General features: G+C 68.8%; 15 protein-coding genes. 11 read left to right on the top strand and 4 right to left on the bottom strand.

Annotation, left to right across the window (positions count from 1 at the left end):
- Nucleotides 1–113: 113 nt before the first annotated feature.
- From E0H92_RS40360 to E0H92_RS40395, 8 genes are read left to right on the top strand one after another with little or no spacing between them, the layout of a single operon-like run.
- A complete protein-coding gene (locus E0H92_RS40360) occupies nucleotides 114–701 on the top strand; it encodes a PadR family transcriptional regulator (protein ID WP_131463142.1) in 588 nt (195 codons plus the stop codon).
- A 39-nt stretch (nucleotides 702–740) separates the two neighbouring features.
- Nucleotides 741–2,297: a sulfatase family protein gene (locus E0H92_RS40365; protein ID WP_131500010.1), complete on the top strand. Its 1,557-nt coding sequence runs from the start codon at nucleotides 741–743 to the stop codon at nucleotides 2,295–2,297.
- 21 nt (nucleotides 2,298–2,318) lie between these two features.
- Nucleotides 2,319–3,833, top strand: a complete 1,515-nt coding sequence (locus E0H92_RS40370; RefSeq protein ID WP_131463140.1) for an ABC transporter substrate-binding protein — start codon at nucleotides 2,319–2,321, stop codon at nucleotides 3,831–3,833.
- A 4-nt stretch (nucleotides 3,834–3,837) separates the two neighbouring features.
- Nucleotides 3,838–4,779 (top strand): ABC transporter permease, encoded by a 942-nt coding sequence (locus tag E0H92_RS40375; RefSeq protein WP_131293754.1) that lies wholly within the window; start codon nucleotides 3,838–3,840, stop codon nucleotides 4,777–4,779.
- Nucleotides 4,776–6,470 (top strand): dipeptide/oligopeptide/nickel ABC transporter permease/ATP-binding protein, encoded by a 1,695-nt coding sequence (locus tag E0H92_RS40380; protein ID WP_131463139.1) that lies wholly within the window; start codon nucleotides 4,776–4,778, stop codon nucleotides 6,468–6,470. Before E0H92_RS40375 ends, E0H92_RS40380 begins: the two co-directional genes overlap by 4 nt.
- Entirely contained in the window at nucleotides 6,463–7,293 is an 831-nt protein-coding gene (locus E0H92_RS40385; RefSeq protein WP_131463138.1) for an ATP-binding cassette domain-containing protein, read from the top strand. The genes E0H92_RS40380 and E0H92_RS40385 overlap by 8 nt, the downstream gene beginning before the upstream one ends.
- Nucleotides 7,290–9,032 carry a sulfatase family protein gene (locus E0H92_RS40390; protein ID WP_131500011.1) on the top strand — a complete coding sequence of 581 codons (1,743 nt, stop codon included), beginning with the start codon at nucleotides 7,290–7,292 and terminating at the stop codon, nucleotides 9,030–9,032. The genes E0H92_RS40385 and E0H92_RS40390 overlap by 4 nt, the downstream gene beginning before the upstream one ends.
- Complete coding sequence (locus E0H92_RS40395) at nucleotides 9,032–10,528, top strand: sulfatase family protein (protein ID WP_131500012.1); 1,497 nt, start codon at nucleotides 9,032–9,034, stop codon at nucleotides 10,526–10,528. Before E0H92_RS40390 ends, E0H92_RS40395 begins: the two co-directional genes overlap by 1 nt.
- Before the next feature lies 1 nt (nucleotide 10,529).
- Here E0H92_RS40395 and E0H92_RS40400 read toward each other — a convergent pair whose 3' ends face one another.
- The 3 genes from E0H92_RS40400 to E0H92_RS40410 are packed head-to-tail and all read right to left on the bottom strand — an operon-like array spanning nucleotide 10,530 to nucleotide 13,245.
- Nucleotides 10,530–11,579, bottom strand: a complete 1,050-nt coding sequence (locus E0H92_RS40400; protein WP_131500013.1) for an enolase C-terminal domain-like protein — start codon at nucleotides 11,577–11,579, stop codon at nucleotides 10,530–10,532.
- Nucleotides 11,580–11,582: 3 nt separating this feature from the next.
- Entirely contained in the window at nucleotides 11,583–12,608 is a 1,026-nt protein-coding gene (locus E0H92_RS40405) for a DUF4037 domain-containing protein (protein ID WP_238173808.1), read from the bottom strand.
- Nucleotides 12,598–13,245 (bottom strand): class I SAM-dependent methyltransferase, encoded by a 648-nt coding sequence (locus E0H92_RS40410; RefSeq protein ID WP_165550250.1) that lies wholly within the window; start codon nucleotides 13,243–13,245, stop codon nucleotides 12,598–12,600. Before E0H92_RS40410 ends, E0H92_RS40405 begins: the two co-directional genes overlap by 11 nt.
- Nucleotides 13,246–13,288: 43 nt before the next feature.
- On the opposite strand from E0H92_RS40410, the gene E0H92_RS40415 reads away from it, so the two are divergent.
- The gene (locus E0H92_RS40415; protein WP_131500016.1) at nucleotides 13,289–13,930 is read left to right on the top strand and encodes an HAD family hydrolase; all 642 of its coding nucleotides are present in this window, start codon (nucleotides 13,289–13,291) and stop codon (nucleotides 13,928–13,930) included.
- Between the two features lie 21 nt (nucleotides 13,931–13,951).
- Nucleotides 13,952–16,675 (top strand): ATP-binding protein, encoded by a 2,724-nt coding sequence (locus E0H92_RS40420; protein WP_131500017.1) that lies wholly within the window; start codon nucleotides 13,952–13,954, stop codon nucleotides 16,673–16,675.
- Between the two features lies 1 nt (nucleotide 16,676).
- Here E0H92_RS40420 and E0H92_RS44845 read toward each other — a convergent pair whose 3' ends face one another.
- Complete coding sequence (locus E0H92_RS44845) at nucleotides 16,677–16,889, bottom strand: PASTA domain-containing protein (protein WP_238173809.1); 213 nt, start codon at nucleotides 16,887–16,889, stop codon at nucleotides 16,677–16,679.
- Nucleotides 16,890–17,105: 216 nt separating this feature from the next.
- Between E0H92_RS44845 and E0H92_RS40430 the strand changes: the two genes are divergently transcribed.
- Nucleotides 17,106–18,260, top strand: coding sequence for an N-acetylglucosamine-6-phosphate deacetylase (locus E0H92_RS40430; RefSeq protein WP_131500019.1), 1,155 nt, complete (start codon nucleotides 17,106–17,108; stop codon nucleotides 18,258–18,260).
- The last annotated feature ends 12 nt before the right edge of the window (nucleotides 18,261–18,272 follow it).

Here is an 18,272-nt window from a genome sequence, read left to right on the forward strand (position 1 = left end):
AGCGGTGTCCAGATCCGGTCGGGCGCCGAACCCTTGACGGGGTATTCCACTTGTGGTGTCCTCACGGGTATTCCACTTGTGTCATACCGTGTCATCCAGGGCCGGAGGCAATCATGAAGCTCGAGCACATCCTTCTCGGCGTGCTGCTGATGCGCCCCAGCACCGGGTACGACCTCAAGCGCTACATGGACGCCCGCGGGACGTTCCTGCGCCCCAACACCCAGATGAGCCAGGTCTACCGCTGCCTGTCCTCGATGGAGGAGCGCGGCTGGGTCTGGCACACCGTCGAGCCACGGCCGGGTGCTCAGGACGCCAAGACCTACCGGGTCACCGACGAAGGGATCACGGTGTTCATGGACTGGCTCACGGCACCGTACTCCCCGACCACGATCTACACCCGGGATCCCGGGTTCTACGGACGGCTCGCGTTCTGCGGGTTCCTCCAGCCCGACCAGGTGATCGAGCTGCTCGATCGGGAGATCCTCGCCCGGCAGCTGCAGATCAAGCGCTACCGCGACCGCGACCGCTCGGTTCCGGAGGAGCCGCAGCTGCCGTTCGACGCGGAGCTCCAGTCCTTGGTCGAGGAGCGGTCGCACGAGCTCGGTTCGCTCTACATGGACCAGCACGTCGCCTGGTGCATCGAGCTCCGCGAAGAGCTGCAGAGTCGCAGCTCCCAGCGGCGCATCCGCGCGGTCGACTGACCGCAGGACCACGCTAGTCGCCCCTTCAGGAGCACAGCCATGCCTAATTCCAGGCCCAACGTGCTGTGGATCAGCACGCACGACATCAATCCGCATCTCGGGTGCTACACCGGGATCTGGCCGGGTGCCGAGCAGGCGTCCACGCCGCGTCTCGACGCGCTCGCCGCCGACGGGATGCTGTTCGAGCAGGCCTTCGCCGCCGCCCCGGTGTGCGGTCCCTCCCGGAGTGCGATCGTCACCGGCTGCTTCCCGCCGGCGATCGGCACCATGCACATGCGAACGCGGGCCACTCCCCCGCCGGAGGTCCGCCTGCTGCCCGAGTACTTCCGGGCCGCGGGCTACTGGACCGGCAACACGGCGTTCACCGACTTCCAGGTCGACGTTCCCGAGCCGGTCTACGACGAACTCGGCGACCACGCGCACTGGCGGCTGCGGGACGACCCGGAGCAGCCGTTCTTCATGGCCTTCCACAGCCTGATCACGCACGAGTCGCAGCTCTACCTGGACGACGACGAGTTCGCCCGCAAGACCGCCGACGCGCAGCGGGTCGAGAAGGCCGACGTACCGCCGTACCACCCGGACACCGAGGTGTACCGGACGTCGTGGCGCCGCTACCTCGAACTGATCAGCCAGATGGACCACTGGGTCGGCACGATCCTCGACCAGCTCGAGGAGGACGGGCTCGCGGACACCACGATCGTCGTGTTCTGGAGCGACCACGGACTCGGGATGCCACGCGGCAAGCGGTGGGCGACGGAGCTCGGGTTCCGCGAGCCGTTGATCATCCGGTGGCCGGGGAAGGTCGCCGCCGGGTCGAGGTACGCCGAACCGGTCGGGCTGATGGATCTCGCGCCGACGATGCTGTCGATGTGCGGCCTCGACGTTCCTGAGCACATGCACGGCGAGGTCCTGTTCGAGCGGCGCAGTGAGTACGTCGTGAGCGCCCGGGACCGGATGGGTGAGGCCGAGGACACCTCCCGCTCGATCCGCGACCGCCGGTTCCGCTACACCCGCCATCTGCATCCGGACCGTTCGCCGATGGGCCACACCGAGTACCCGGACAACCTGTGGACCTGGAAGGAACTCCGCCGGCTGTTCGCCCAGGAAGCCCAGCAACAGCTGGCGTTCGGCGAACCGCCGTCGATCCTCACCGACCTGCAACGCACGATCGTTGCCGCCAGCAAACGTGCTCCTGAGGAGCTCTACGACATCGACGCCGATCCGCACGAGGAGCACAACCTCGCCGGCCGGCCGGAGTACGCCGACGTACAGCAGCGGCTCGCCGACGCACTGGACTCCTGGCTGGAGCGGACCGGCGACCTCGGCCGAAGACCCGAGCAGGACCTGCTGGCCGAGTGGCATCCGGACGGGCAACGCCCGCAGACCGCCGAGCCCGAGGTCGCGAGCAGTGACGGCCTGGTGGCGATCACCTGCTCGACGGACGGCTCGCTCATCGGCTGGACCACCGACCCCCCGACGGCTCAGCGCCGCCGCTGGCAGCTCTACACCGCCCCGTTCACCCCATCCGCACCGATCTGGGTCAAGACCTGGCGGCTCGGCTTCCAGCCCTGCGCAGACGTCCCGATCGCACGTTGAATCGCACGTAAGGAGCCGATCATGCTCATCCGTCGCTGCAGCGCCCTCCTGGCCGCTGCCGCTCTCGTCGTCGGTGCCGGCGCTTGCTCGGGCGCGGGCGCCAGCTCGTCCGCGGCCAAAACGCTCACCATCGCCGCGGTCCTGGACAACAACTCCTTCGACCCCACCCAGCTGAACATCGGCAACCAGATGCAGTACTGGTCACCGGTCTTCGACACGCTGCTGACCCGCGACAAGACCAACAAACTGCTGCCGTGGCTCGCGACGTCCTGGGCGTACGACGCGAAGCGCACGACGCTGAACCTCAAGCTGAAGAGCGGGGTGAAGTTCACCGACGGTACGCCGTTCGACGCGACCGCGGTGAAGGACAACCTGGTCAACCTGGGCGCCGGGACCGGTCAGAACTCGTACATGAGCCGGTCGATCGCGACGTACCAGATCGTCAGCGCGACCGAGCTCAACCTGAAACTGAAGTCGCCGGATCCCGGGCTGATCGACTACCTGGCCAGCGTCGGCGGCGCGATGGCCAGCCCGAAGTCGCTGAAGGCGAAGGACGTCGCGACCACACCAGTCGGCAGCGGACCGTACGTGCTGGACAAGACCGGGACCGTTGTCGGCAGCACCTACACCTACAAGCGGAATCCGGACTACTGGAACACCGCCGCGTTCCCGTACGACAAGATCGTGATCAAGCCGATGACCGACCTGACCGCCCGGCTGAACGCGATCAAGTCCGGACAGGTGAACGGCGCGCTCACCGACACCAACTCCCTCGCCGACGCCCAGCGCAGTGGCCTGACGGCCAACACCACCCCGGTGAACTGGAACGGCCTGCTGCTGATGGACCGCGACGGCAAGCTCGTCCCGGCGCTGAAGGATGTGCGGGTCCGCAAGGCGATCAACTTCGCCTTCGACCGGGAGGCGATCCTGAAGAACGTCTCGCACGGCCAGGGCGCGCTGACGACCCAGATCTTCAACACCGCCGGCGACGGGTACGACAAGGCGCTCGACAGCACCTACAACTACGACCCGGCGAAGGCCAAGCAGTTGCTCGCGGAGGCCGGCTACGCGGACGGGTTCGCGATCACGATGCCGGAGTCGCCCGGGTTCGCGCAGTACAACGCGATCATCGAGCAGCAGCTCGGCGCGGTCGGCATCAAGGTCAAGTGGGTGAAGGTTCCGGCCAACGCGGTCATCCCGGAGATCCTGTCCGGCAAGTACCCGGTCGCCTTCATGACGCTGGGCAGTCAGTCGGCATGGCAGGACATCCAGAAGGCGGTCACGCGCAAGTCGCCGTGGAACCCGCTCAAGGCCGGCGACCCGCAGCTCGACAAGCTGCTGGCCACCGCCCAGAACGCACCGGCCGCGCAGTTGCCGACAGCGATGAAGGCGGTCAGCAAGTGGCTGGTCGACAACGCCTGGTTCGACCCGTGGTACCGCGAGAACAGCGTCTACCTGAGCGATGCGAAGACCGCGGTCGCCATGCAGGCCTACAACGTGGCGCCCGCCATCAGCTCGTTCTCCCCGAAGGAGTGACGGCATGTTTCGATTCATCGGACGCCGGCTGATCGCCTGTGCGGTCCTGGTCGTCGTGATCGCCGGAATCACGTTCCTGCTCGCCTTCTCCGGTACGAGCAACGTCGCCCGCAACCTGCTCGGCGAGAGCGCCACGCCGGACCAGCTGGCCGCCAAGAACGCTGAGCTCGGCCTGGACAAGCCCTTGCTCGCCCAGCTCGGGACGTGGGCCCAGAACGCGTTGCACGGCGACCTGGGCATCTCCTGGTTCACCAACGAGCCAGTGTCACAAGCGATCGCGAACCGGCTGCCCGTGACGTTGTCGATGGTAGTCCTGGCAGTGGCTCTCACCGCACTGATCAGTGTTGGGCTCGGTGTGGCCGCCGCTGTGCGTGGCGGCTGGTTGGACCGGGTCATCCAGGTGCTGAGCGTCGCCGGGTTCGCACTGCCGAACTTCTGGGTCGCACTGGTCCTCGTCGTGTTCTTCTCGGTCACGCTCGGAGTGCTGCCGGCAACTGGCTACGTACGGCTCTCGGAGTCACCTGGCAGTTGGGCCGCAGCCCTCGTACTGCCGGTGGCGTCCCTGGTGATCGGGAGTACGGCGTCCGCGGCGCAGCAGGTCCGCGGTGCGGTGATCGACGTACTGCGTCAGGACTTCGTCCGCACTTTGCGGGCCCGGGGCATCAGTCCGCGGTCCGTCCTGTTCCGGCACGCACTGCGGAACGCCGCGATCCCCGCGTTGACCGTGCTGTCCCTGCAGTTCATCGCCTTGCTCGGCGGTGCCGTGGTGATCGAGAAGGTGTTCGCCATCCCGGGCCTCGGCACCCTGACCATCAACGCGGCGCTGCAAGGCGACGTACCGGTCCTGATGGGCGTCGTGGTGACGCTGGTCGTCCTGGTCGTCATCGTCAACCTGGTCATCGACGTCGTCAGCGGCTGGGTCAACCCCAAGGTGCGTGTCCAATGACAGTACGCAAGGTGTTCCGCAACCCGCTTGCGGTCGCGGCGCTGGTGATTCTGGTGGTCATCGTGCTGGCGAGTGTCTTCGCGCCGCTGGTCGCGCCGCACAGCCCGACCGCGCTGCGGCTCGACAAGATCAACGCCGGCCCGGGCAGCGGCTACCTGCTCGGTGGTGACGGCGCCGGCCGGGACATCTTCAGCCGGCTGCTGTACGCCGGCCGCAACACTCTGACCGGCGCCGTGATCGCTCTCTCGGTGGCACTGCTGCTCGGAGTGGTCTCCGGTCTGCTCAGCGGGTACTACGGCGGTCTGCTCGACGGCGTCCTCGGCTGGGGCGCCAACCTGCTGATGGCGCTGCCGACGATGATCGTGCTGCTCGCGCTGTTCCAGGCGCTCGGCTCGTCGATCTACCTGGCCATGGTCGCGTTCGGCGTGATGCTGTCCCCCGGTTTCCACCGCCTGGTGCGAAGTCAGGTGATGGCGGTCAAACACGAGTTGTACGTCGACGCCGCCCGCGTGTCGGGGCTGAGTGATCCCCGGATCATCGGCCGCCACGTGCTGCTGGTGGTCCGCGCGCCGATCGTCATCCAGGCCGCGGTCGTGGCCGGTATCGCGATCGTCGTCCAGTCCGGGCTGGAGTTCCTCGGCCTCGGCGATCCGGGGACGCCGACCTGGGGCGGCATGCTGCAGGACGCGTTCACGAACATCTACACGTCGCGGGTCGCGATCTGGTGGCCGGGTCTGACGATCGCGCTCACCGTCGCCGCGCTCGTCCTGCTGGGCAACGCGATCCGGGATGTCATCCAGCGCACCGAGCGGCCCCGCAAGCCACCGAAACCGCCCGCACTCGTCCCAGCGACCCCGGACACCGACGACCTCCCTCTCCTCCGCATCACGAACCTGTCGGTCGGGTACCCGATCGGCGATGACTACCGAGAGGTCGTGCACGGCGTCGACCTCGACGTCCGCCAGGGAGAGGTCATGGGCCTGGTCGGCGAGTCCGGTTCCGGAAAGACGCAGACCGCCTTCTCGGTCCTCGGCCTGCTGCCGCCCGGTGGAACGTTGCTGGGAAACAGCAGCATCGTCTTCGACGGTCGCGAACTGTCCCGGCTTCCGGACGGTGAGCGGCGCGTGCTGCGCGGCCGGCGGATCGGGTACATCCCGCAGGAGCCGATGTCGAACCTCGACCCGTGTTTCCGGGTCGGTGAACAGCTGGTCGAACCGTTGCGCGCGGTCAGCGGTCTGTCCAAGCAGGCGGCAGTCGCGGAGGCGTTGCACCTGCTGGAGCGGGTCGGGATCCCGGACCCCCGGCGTACGTTCGCCGCCTACCCGCACGAGATCTCCGGCGGTATGGCGCAGCGCGTGCTGATCGCCGGCGCGGTGTCGGGCAAGCCGGACCTGCTGATCGCGGACGAGCCGACGACGGCGCTCGACGTGACGGTGCAGGCCGACGTCCTCGAGCTGCTCCGGGGACTGCAGACCGAGTTCGGGATGGCGATGTTGCTGGTCACGCACAACTTCGGGGTGGTCGCGGACATCTGCGACCGGGTGGCCGTGATGCAGGACGGACGGATCGTCGAGGTCAACGACGTCCGGCCGTTGTTCGCGCGTCCACAGCACCCGTACACGCAGACGTTGCTCGGCTCGACGCTCGAGGACAGCGCGCCGCGCACCCGCCTGGAGGTGAACCATGCTTGAAGCACGCAACATCGTGGTGGAGTACGCCGGCCGCGGCTGGCGGTCGAAGGGTTTCCGGGCCCTGCAGGACGTGTCCTTCGACATCAAGCCGCACGAGACCCTCGGCCTGGTCGGCGAGTCCGGCTCCGGGAAGACCACGATCGGACGGGCGATCCTCGGCCTGGTGCCGGTCAGTTCGGGGTCGATCCGGTTCGACGGGCAAGAGCTGGCCGGAATGGCGCGCCGGGAGCGCCGGCGGTTGAGCGACGACATCCAAGTGGTCTTCCAGGACCCGTACAGCTCGCTCAATCCGTCGATGACCGTCGAGGACATCCTGGTCGAGCCACTCGTCGCCCGACGTACCGGCGATCGTCGTGAGGCGACCGAACGGGTCCGCACCTTGCTCGACCAGGTCGGCCTGCCGCAGGACGCCGTACACCGGTTGCCGCGGGAGTTCTCCGGCGGTCAGCGGCAGCGGATCGCGATCGCCCGGGCGCTCGCGCTGCGACCGAAGCTGATCGTCTGCGACGAGCCGGTGTCCGCGCTGGACCTGTCCACGCAGGCGCGGGTCCTCGACCTGTTCATCTCGATCCAGGAGGAGACCGGCGTGGCCTATCTCTTCATCTCGCACGATCTCGCGGTCGTCCGGCACATCAGCCACCGCGTCGCGGTCCTGTATCGCGGCGACATCGTCGAGTACGGCGACGCGCTCGACGTCACCGAGCGGCCCGAGCATCCGTACACGAAACGGCTGTTGATGGCCGCACCCCTTCCCGATCCCGACCGCCAGGCAGCGCGCCGTCAGGAACGCCGCGAACTGCTGGCGAGTGAGGCGATGGCATGAAACGCGCTGTGATGGTCATGTACGACTCGCTCAACCGGCGGATGCTGCCGCCGTACGGCGCGGACGGGGTGCATGCACCGAACTTCAGCCGGCTGGCCGAGCGGACCACGCTGTTCGAGAACTGCTACGCCGGGAGCATGCCGTGCATGCCGGCGCGGCGTGAACTGCACACCGGCCGGTACAACTTCCTGCATCGCTCGTGGGGTCCGCTGGAGCCGTTCGACGACTCGATGCCGGAGCTGTTGCGGAACAGCGGCGTACACACGCATCTGGCGACCGATCACCAGCACTACTGGGAGGACGGCGGGGCGACGTACCACAACCGCTACTCGACGTACGAGTTCTTCCGGGGTCAGGAGGGTGACCGGTGGAAGGGACACGTCCGTGAGCCCGAGGTGCCGGAGACGCTGAACGCGACGACGTTCCTCAGCCGGCAGGACTGGGTGAACCGGCAGTACCTGCAGGACGAGGCGCGGCACCCGCAGACGCTGACGTTCGACGCGGGGGTCGAGTTCATCGAGACCAACGTTGCCGAGGACAACTGGTTCGTACAGATCGAGACGTTCGACCCGCACGAGCCGTTCTTCAGCTACGACGAGTACCGGCGGTTGCTGGGGGTCGACACCGAGGCGCCGGTGTTCGACTGGCCGTCGTACCGGCGGGTGGTCGAGTCGCCGGACGAGGTGGATCGGGCGCGCGGTGAGTACCTGTCGCTGCTGGCGATGTGCGACCGCTCGCTCGGTCGGGTCCTCGATCTCTTCGACCGGCACGGGCTGTGGGACGACACGATGCTGATCGTGTGCACCGACCACGGGTTCCTGCTCGGTGAGCGCGGGTGGTGGGGCAAGAGCGTGCAGCCGTGGTTCGACGAGACGATCCACACGCCGTTGTTCGTGTGGGATCCGCGGGAGCGGGAGGCAGGTGTACGACGCGACGCGCTGGTGCAGACGATCGATATCGCGCCGACGCTGCTCGACTACTTCGCCGTCGAGGTACCTGCCGACGTGCAAGGCGTCGGGCTGTTCAGCGGTCTACGGGAGGGGGCGTTGTTCGGAGCCCACGGCGGCCACGTGAACGTGACAGACGGCCGCTACGTCTACATGCGCGCGTGCGCGGACCCGTCCAACTCTCCCCTCTACAACTACACGCTCATGCCCACCCACATGCGCGCCCGTTTCAGCCCCGCCGAGCTAGGTGACGCCGAACTGGTCCCGGCCTTCACCTTCACAAAGGGCACCCGACTACTGAGAACCCAGGGCCAGTCGATCGGGAACCCCTGGTGGCACGGTTCGCTCCTCTTCGACCTGGAGAACGACCCGCACCAACAGAACCCGCTACAGGACGAGGAACTGGAGCTACAACTGGCGGGCTTGATGGTCGACCTCATGCGCGCCAACGACGCCCCACCCGAACAGTACGAACGCCTCGGACTACCCGCGACAGGGCCTGTGCTCAGCGAGCACCTGCTGGTCAAGGCACAGTGGGAGCAAGCGCAGCGAGCGCTCCAGCCGGCGGCACGTCGTGCGGATCTGGAACTGGACAGTCCGGTGCGAACACTCAGCCTCGCCGACGTGCTGGACCGGTGCCCGGGCGCGTTGCCGGGCCACCTGCGCGCTGGGTTGGAGGGGATGCGCATGCTCAACCCGGCTGCCCCGCTGCTCGAGGTGTTCGCCGCGCATCCCGGCGTCACCGTTGAAATGATGTACGAGATCGATCAGACGCTCCGAGAGGTGAGTTGATGTCCCGTCCCAACATCGTCTTCGTCATGTCCGACGACCACGCCGCGCACGCCATCTCGGCGTACGGGAGCACGGTGAACAGCACCCCGCACCTGGACCGGCTGGCGCAGGACGGGGTGCGGATGGACGCGACGTACTGCACGAACTCGATCTGTTCGCCGTCGCGGGCCTCGATCCTGACCGGGACGTACAGCCACGTGAACGGGGTCGCGTCGATCTTCACCGAGATCGACTACCGCGTACCGACGTTCGCCGAGGTGCTGAAGGACGCCGGCTACCAGACCGCGCTGTTCGGCAAGTGGCACCTGGGTGAGCGGCCGGAGTCCGCGCCGCGGCACTTCGACGCCTGGCGGGTGTTCCCCGGGCAGGGTGAGTACGTCGACCCGCTGATGCTCGGCCCGGACGGTGCCGAGACGGTGCCCGGGTACGCGACGGACATCGTCACTGATCAGAGCATCGACTGGATCCGGCAGCGGGACCCGGAGCAGCCGTTCCTGCTGCTGGTGCACCACAAGGCACCGCACCGGCCGTGGGTGCCCGACGAGAAGCACAAGCACCTGTATCCGATCGGTTCGATCCCGGAGCCGAGCACGCTGTTCGACGACCACAGCACGCGGAGCCAGGCGGTGCGTGGCGTGCGCATGTCCGTCGCGGACGACCTGGGCGCGGACGAGCTCGGTGAGGAGCTTCCGGACGAGCTCCGCGGCCCGGAGAACCGGGAGGCGCGGATGCGGTGGAAGTACCAGCGCTACCTCCGCGACTACCTGCAGTGCGTCCAGTCGATTGACGACAACGTCGGCAGATTGCTGGACACTCTGGAGGAGGAAGGATTGAGTGAGAACACCGTCGTCGTCTACACGTCCGACCAGGGGTTCTTCCTCGGCGACCACGGGTGGTTCGACAAGCGGCTGATGTTCGACGAGTCGCTGCAGATGCCGATGATGATGCGCTGGCCGTCGGTGATCCCAGCCGGCAGTACCTGCGACGCGATGATCACCAACGTGGACTTCGCGGCGACGTTCCTCGACATGGCCGGCCTGTCCATGCCGACCTCACAGGGCCGGAGCTTCCTGCCACTCCTCCGCGGCGAAGAGGTGCCGGACTGGCCGGAGGCCGTCTACTACCGCTACTGGGAACACGACGACCCGATCCACCACGCCCCGGCGCACTACGGCATCAGAACCAAGGCCTACAAGCTCATCCACTACTACGGCGCGGGCCTCGGCGTACCGGGGTCGTCGGAGCGGCTGTTCGAGTCCGAGTGGGAGCTGTACGACCTGCACAAGGACCCGGAGGAGCTGGTCAACGTCGCCGACGACCCGGCGTACGCCGCAACCCGCGCCGAGCTGACCGCCCAACTGGCCCAGCTGCAAGCCCACTACGCGGACCTCCCGTACGACGGCCCGTCAACAGAGGCACCGAAGTGGTCCTGGGCCGACGAGAAGTCCCTGCAGCAGGTAGCCGAGTACACCAAGCGCTTGTCGCAGGATGTGTAGCTCAGCGCGGCAGGGTGAGGCCGAAGCCGGGCTCTTCGGGCAGTACGACGTGGCCGTCGTCGAGGGTGTAGTAGTTGGGGCCGGGGACGCCTTCGATGATGGGGGTGTTGCCGAGGCCTGCTGCCAGGTGGGCGGCGTAGAGGGTCTTGAGGGGGTGGCCCCAGGCGTGGGGTGAGGCTTCCGCCTTCAGGAGTGGCATGGTGCGGCGCCAGGCGGTGAGGCCGTGGCCGGTGACGTCCATCAGGGCCACGTCGACGAGGCCTTCCCTGGCCAGTTCCAGGACGTGTTCCACGTTCGGGTCGTACTCGCCGTCGGCCACCTTGGGGCGGGTCGGGAGGGTCTGCAGGTGCTCGTGGAGAGCCTCCAGGTCGGGGCGGCGTTCGGCGAACGGTTCCTCGATCCAGTACAGGCCGCAGTCCGCGACGCCGTCCAGGTACTCGAAGAGCCCGTTGAGGGTGAAGCCGTCGTTGCCGTCGACAAGGATCCCGGCGTCCGGGTACAGCTCCCGGACCAGCCGGGTGACCTCGATGTCGCGCTGCAGCCCGGCGCGGGTGTCCATCCACCGGTGGCCGCGGCCGATCTTCAGTTTGAAGTCGCGGAACCCGAACGCGTGGTCCTGCGCGAGATTGGCCCGGATCGCGTCCATCCCGCCGTCGAGGTCGTCGAAGTAGATGCCGCCGGTGTAGCAACGCACCCGCGGCGAGCCGGCCCGGATCCTCGACTTGTCGAGCAGCGCGTACACCGGGACGTCGAGGATCCGCGCCGCCAGATCGTGCAGCGGGTAGTCGAGGAACTCCGCCGCCGGGTCGAGCACACCGCGGTCCGGATCGATCAGCTCGGCCAGCGAGCGACCGAGCAGCACACCGGGATCGGCGTCGTACAGCGGAAGCCCCCAGCCGGTCGCGCCGCGGTCGGTCTCGACGACGTAGACCGTGGAGCTGCCGCCGTTCCCATGGCTCCCGAGGAACGCGTTGCGGCCGATCGTGCGCAGGTACTCGTAACGGATCTCGGTGGTCGTGACGGAGCTGATGACGTGCCTGGCGAGGGTCATCGTTCAACGATAGACAGAAACCAGCTTCCGGAACGCGGCCGGGTTGCTGAGTACGTCGGTGTTGTCCACGGACTGGTCAATCGAACCAATCAGCCCGTAGCTCTTCAGCTGTGGATCAGACACGGTCGCCAGGCAGGCGTCCGCGAACCGCTCGGCTCCGAGCACCTGCGCGGGCCGGTCGAAGTACGGCCGCGGCGCCGGGTCGAGCTCGTCGGTGATCCCGAGGGCGTTGTGACGACGGGCGACCAGCTCGTACGCCGTGACGAGCGCCTGCTCGCGATCGGCGTACGACTCGGCTGCCACCGCGCCGGCCAGCGCCACGTCGAGCCCGTCCGAGTGGCCGAGGCGAGCGAACGCCGTACCGAGCCACTTGCTGTACGGCGCATAGGTCCGCGCCTGCAGCAACGCCAGCCGCATCAGGTCCCGCACCAACCGGGCAGCAACGACCTGTGACCCGAGCTCGTCGCCCACCTCGTGCGTGCGCTGGACGAACGCCTCCTCCTGCGCGATCCGCGACCACTGGCAGGCGAGCGTCCACCGCCAGATCTGGTCCGGGTACCAGGCCAGTGCGTTACGCACTGGTGCCAGCCGCCCGTCGTCGGCGTACACCCGGCCCGCCACGACGCCCAGGAGCTGCTGCTGCGGCGTAACCAGCCAGTCGTCGATCCCGATCCCTTGCGACGCGTCAAAGCCCAACTGCCCCCGCAGCCAGTCCCCCACCGTCGTGACCGTCACGTGGTGCCGCGGCTCGTAGCTGTCCCACCCGAAGCGCACCGGGTACCCGGCGTACTCGTCCGGCAGCCCGTCGTCGACCGCCTTCCGCACCCGCTCGACCTCGCCGGCGTCGACCAGTACGACGACACGCGGTCCCCACCCGTGGTCCATCGACCGCTCGGTGTCGTACCCGAGCACATCCGAGCCCCACCCGAGCAGACCGGCCGCGTAGTCGATCTCCCCGACCAGTGGTGCGATCACCTCGGCGTGAAACCCGCCCGCGACCTCAGCCGCGGGCCTGAACTCAGCGTTCACGACGCAGCACCGCCCACAGACCCCAGCCCGCATGAGACATCACAGCCGACCAGGCCGCGTCGGAGGCGTCCTCCAGCGTCTCCAGCACCGTGGCGATCGGCACGTGATGCGGCGCGTCTTCACCGAGCGCGTTCGACCACACGACCACACCGTCCGCGCTCAGCGTCCGCACGATCTCAGCCGCGAACAGCGGTACGTCGGCCAGCACTACGGCTCGCGCTGATCCGTCGGGCACCGGCAACCGGGATGCGTCGCCCAGTACGCGCCACGGAGCTGTCGACCGGCTCAGCATCGCCCAGGTGAGGTCAAGGCTGACCACCCGCGGCCACACCTGCTGGACGAGTCCTGAGAGCAGACCCGTGCCACACCCGATCTCCAGGCAGAGTCCGGCCGGCCAAGGACCACCACGCTGCAGCGCATCGCCCAACGGCACCGGGCGGTAGCCACCACGCTCGCCTTCCCAGACCGTCGCGAGCTCGGTGTAGCGCCGTACGGTCTCGTCGGCTTGCTCGCGGGACCACGAGGACGGCTGCAGCGCCAGCTGTCGTGACGCCTGCTGGCTTGCCGCCGCCTCAGGCCGGACCGGCTTGCCGGCGTCGGCCGGTATCAGCTGTGGCAGCTGCGTGATCTGACCCACTGGGCCACCTTTCGGTCGTCGGGACTTGTCTAGAGTTGCCCGGGTGAAGCATGTGGTGTGGGACTGGAACGGGACGCTGCTCAATGACAATCACGCCGTACTGGCCGCCGTCAACGCAGTTTGTGCGGGCTTCGGGCGGGCGGAGCTGAGCTGGGGCGAGTGGCAGGCGGCGTATGCGCGGCCGATGCGGCTCTCGTACGAGCAGATCCTGCGACGCACGCTCGACGAGGAGGAGTGGGCACAGGTCGACAAGCTCTACCACGACCAGTACGACGCGCTCCTGGCCACCTGTGCGCTCGCCGCCGATGCCCACGACGTCCTGCGGTCCTGCACCACGAGCGGGCGCACACAGTCGCTGCTGTCCATGTGGTTCCACTCGCGGCTCACGCCCACGGTCGAGCACTACGGCCTCACGCAGTACTTCACCCGGGTCGACGGGCTCCCCGGCGAGGTAGGCGGCGGCTCAAAGGCCGACAGCCTCATCCGTCACCTAGAGGCGCAGCAGCTCGACCCGTCCGACGTCGTACTGATCGGAGACGTCGTCGACGACGCCGACGCTGCTCAGGCAGCCGGCGCCCGCTGCGTACTCGTCACCACCGGCGCCATGACCCTGGAGGCCCTCCAAACCACAGGCGCGCCGGTCACCGCCTCGATCGCGCAGGCGCTGCAGCTACTCGACGCTTGACCCCCAGCTAGGCTGCTCCGCGTGGGGACGGATCAGGTGCTTCGGGGGCGGCAGCGCGAGATCGACGTACTGAGTGGGCTGGTCAGGGAGGCGAAGGCTGGGCGCAGTCAGGTCTTGCTGGTGACGGGCGAGGCAGGGGTTGGCAAGTCGGCTCTGCTGGACGCGCTGGTCGCCGGAGCCGACGGTTGCCGGGTCACCCGAACCGCCGGGGTCGAGTCCGAGATGGAGCTCGCGTACGCCGGTCTGCACCAGTTGTGCCTGCCGTTCCTGGACCACCTCGACCGGCTGCCGGCGCCACAGCGGGAAGCGCTCGGTACGGCGTTCGGCCTGGTGAGCGGCCCGGCCCCGGACAAGTTCCTGATCGGCCTCGCGGTCCTCAACCTGCTCGCCGACGCGGCCGGCGAGCGGCCCGTGCTGTGCGTGGTCGACGATGCGCAGTGGCTGGACCTGATGTCGGCCCGGATCCTCGCGTTCGTCACCCGCAGGCTCGCGGCCGAGTCGGTGGTGATGGTCCTCGCGGTCCGCGACGGCATCGAGCACGCGTTCACCGGCCTCACCGAACTCGAGGTTCGCGGCCTCGACGACAGCGACGCCCGCGCCCTGCTCGACTCGGTACTGCCCGGACCGATCGACCCCCGGGTGCGCGACCGGATCGTGGCCGAGACCCGCGGCAACCCACTCGCCCTGCTGGAGCTCCCGCGCGCCTGGACTGCTGCTGAGCTGGCCGACGGCCTCACCGGGGGCACCCTGACGAGCAGGCTCGAAGACGGTTTCGTACGGCGCCTCGAAGCGCTGCAGCCCGACACCCGGCTGCTCCTGCTGACCGCGGCCGCCGAACCACTCGGCGACCCGACGCTCTTGTGGCGGGCAGCCGAGCAACTCGGGCTCGGTGCGGACCCGGCCGCGGGCGCGATCGAGTCGGGGCTGATCACGTTCGGCCGGCAGATCCGGTTCCGGCACCCGCTGGTTCGCTCAGCCGCGTACCGGACCGCCACGCCGCAGCAACGGCTGACCGTACATCGAGCCCTCGCGGACGCCACGGATCCCGAGACGGACCCGGACCGCCGGGCCTGGCATCGCGCGCAGGCGACCGTGGCTCCGGACGAGGGCGTGGCCGCAGAACTCGAACGGTCCGCGCAGCGCGCCCAAGCACGAGGCGGGTTCTTCGCGGCCGGTATGTTCCTCGAACGCTCGGCCGCGCTGACCATCGACCCGGGTCTCCGAGCCGACCGTGTACTCGCCGCCGCGACAGCGAAGCGCAGTGCCGGTGCTCTCGACGCCGCCCTGGACCTGCTCGGCGCGGCGGCCGCCGGCCCCGCGGACGCCGTACGGGAGGCCGAGGTACTGCGCCTGCGCGGCGAGATCGCCTTCGACCGGGGACATGCGGCCGAGGCGGCCCGAACGCTGGTCGTCGCCGCGAAGCAGCTGGATCCGCTCGACCACGAGCAGGCGCGCGTCGCGTACCTGGAGGCGATGTCGGCGGCGATCTGGGCGAGCGGCCCGGACACACCGGGGATCCTCGCTGAGGCCGCGTCCGCCGCACCCGCACCGGCGCCGTCCGACCCGCCGGGCGACCTGCTCCTGCAGGCGCTCGCACTCCGCTTCACCCACGGGTACGCCGCCGCGGCGACACAGCTCGTCAAAGCCGTCGACCAAGCGCGGCAGAGCGGGAGCGAGGCCGAGGACGTCCGCGGCTGGTTGTGGCTGGCCGGCAACCGAGCCAGTGGCATCGTCGCGATCGACGTGTGGGACCTCGACGCGGCACTCGAACTCGCTGCACGTCACGACCGGATCGCCCGCGATAGCGGTGCGCTCGTCCAGCTGCAGTGGGCGCTGAACTTCCGGGCCAACGTCGTGTCGATGACGGGTGACCTCGCCGCCGCGACGGCGTACGTCGAGGAAGAGCGCCGGATCGCGGGCGCGACCGGGAACCGGGTGCTCGGGATCGGCGCGATGCAGCTGGCCGCTCTGTGCGGGAGCGAGTCCGAGGCGACGACCCTGATCGACGCGATGATCCGCGAGGCGCGCGCTCAGGACCAGGGCCGGATGACCGCGATCGCGACGTACACGAGCGCGCTGCTGAACAACGGCCTCGGCCACTACGAGACGGCCCGGGACGCGGCGCTGCAGGTGTTCGAACAGGACGTCGTCGCGTACGGCGTCCTCGTGATCGGCGAACTGGCCGAGGCCGCCTCACGGACCGGCGACACCAAGCTGGTCGAGACGGCACTGGCCTGGCTGAACGAGCGCGTCGCCGCCACGCCGTCGGACTGGGGCCGTGGGATGGAGGCCCGGGCGCGGGCGCTGCTCGGCGACGACGAGGACGCGTACCGTGCGTCGATCGACCACCTGAACCGGACCGGTCTCCGGATCGAGTCTGCCCGCGGCGAGCTGCTGTACGGCGAATGGCTGCGCCGCGAAGGCCGGCGTCAGGACGCCCGCGCGCACCTCCGCACCGCCCACGAGCAACTGGCTGCGATGGGCGCCGAAGCCTTCGCCGAACGCGCCCGCCGCGAACTGCTCGCCACCGGCGAGACTGTCCGCAAACGCACCCCCGAGACGACCAACGACCTGACCGCGCAGGAGGCCCAGATCGCCGGCCTGGCCCGCGACGGCCTGACCAACCCGGAGATCGCTGCCCAGCTCTTCATCAGCCCTCGCACCGTCGAGTGGCATCTGCGCAAGACGTTCTCGAAACTCGGTATCACCTCGCGCCGCCAGCTCCGTACGGCGATCGCGCGCTGAGCTACTCGCCGACCTTCTTCGAGCGCAGAACGATCTTGGTCTCCGGTGCGGCCTTCGTCCCACCGGCAGGCTCCTGCGACACGACAACCCAGTTCCGGTCGTTGACCAGCAGGCGCCCCTGACCTGTGGCGTCCTCTTCGGTCAGGTAGTAGAACCCCGCCGCCTGCATGGTGTCCTGCGCCAACTGATGGTTCAGGCCCACCACGTTGGGCACGACTCCCATCTGCGGACCGGTCGGAGTCTGGGTGACAGTCGTTGGAGGCGCCGTGGTCGGAGGTCCGCTCGTGGCCGGTCCTCCGCACGCCGTCACCAAAGCGAACGCCGTACCAGCCATGAGCCATGCGCGAGCCACCTCCCACCAATACCCAATCCGCCGAACGACCTAACGGCGTGATCAACTGCACCTGACGCCGAGGAAAGGCCACAACTGATGAGTGAGGTCCTGGAAGGTCGTACCGCCGCCGGCCGCGGTGTACGGGTGCGGTACTCGGTGGACGGCATCGAGGAGATCACCGACCACCCGTCGGCACCGGACCTGCTGCTGCTCCCGGGCCTCGTCGATATCCAGCTCAACGGGTACGGCGGTCTCGACGTCAACGACCCGTCCCGCCCGGCGAGCGAACTACCTGATCTCGTCCGCGCACTGTGGGGCCAGGGGGTGACCACGGTCTACCCGACGATCATCTCCGCCGACGACGCGACCACGACCACGCTCGTCAAACGAGCCGCCGCCGCGCGCGCCACCGATCCCGCCGCGGCCTACGGCGTACCGGGCCTGCACCTGGAGGGTCCGTACATCTCGTCCGCGGAGGGTGCCCGCGGCGCGCACGATCCCGCCGTGATCCGGGACCCGGACCCCGACGAGTTCGACCGCTGGCAGGCCGCGGCCGACGGCACGATCGCGATCATGACCCTGGCCCCCGAACGCCAGGGCGCGATCGACTTCACCCGCCACCTCGCAGCTCACGGCGTACTCCCGTCGGTCGGGCACTCGCTGGCGACCGCCGCCGACGTGCACGGCTTCGCGGCCGCCGGCGGACGGCTCTCGACCCACCTCGGCAATGGGCTGCCCGCTCAGATCGACCGGCACCACAACCCGATCTGGCCCCAACTCGCGGAGGACACGCTGACCGCGGGGCTGATTGCCGACGGCCATCATCTTCCCGCCGACACCTTCGCGGCCCTGGTCCGCGCCAAGGGCCCGGCGCGCTGCGTCCTCACCAGCGACGCCGCCGCACTGGCGGGGTGTGCGCCCGGCGACTACCGGACCGCGGTCGGCGGCGCGGTCACCGTTGCCTCCGACGGAAGCCTCCGCCTGCAAGGTACGCCGTACCTCGCCGGGAGCGGCGCCTCTCTCCTCGACTGTCTCCGCTGGGCCACCGGTCCGGGCGGACTCCCCCTCGAAACTGCCGTCGCGATGGCCACCACGACCCCCGCCGACCTGCTCGGCCTGCACGACCGCGGCCGCCTGGAAGTCGGCGCGCGAGCCGATCTGGTCCAGGTGACCAGCTCCCCGGACGGCACCCTCGGCGACCTTGTCACCGTCGTTGTCAACGGCCGATTGATTGCCCTGAGCAACAGTTGAGTCTTGGATCGT

The organism is Kribbella speibonae, assembly GCF_004331375.1.
GTDB classification, from domain to species: Bacteria; Actinomycetota; Actinomycetes; order Propionibacteriales; family Kribbellaceae; genus Kribbella; species Kribbella sindirgiensis.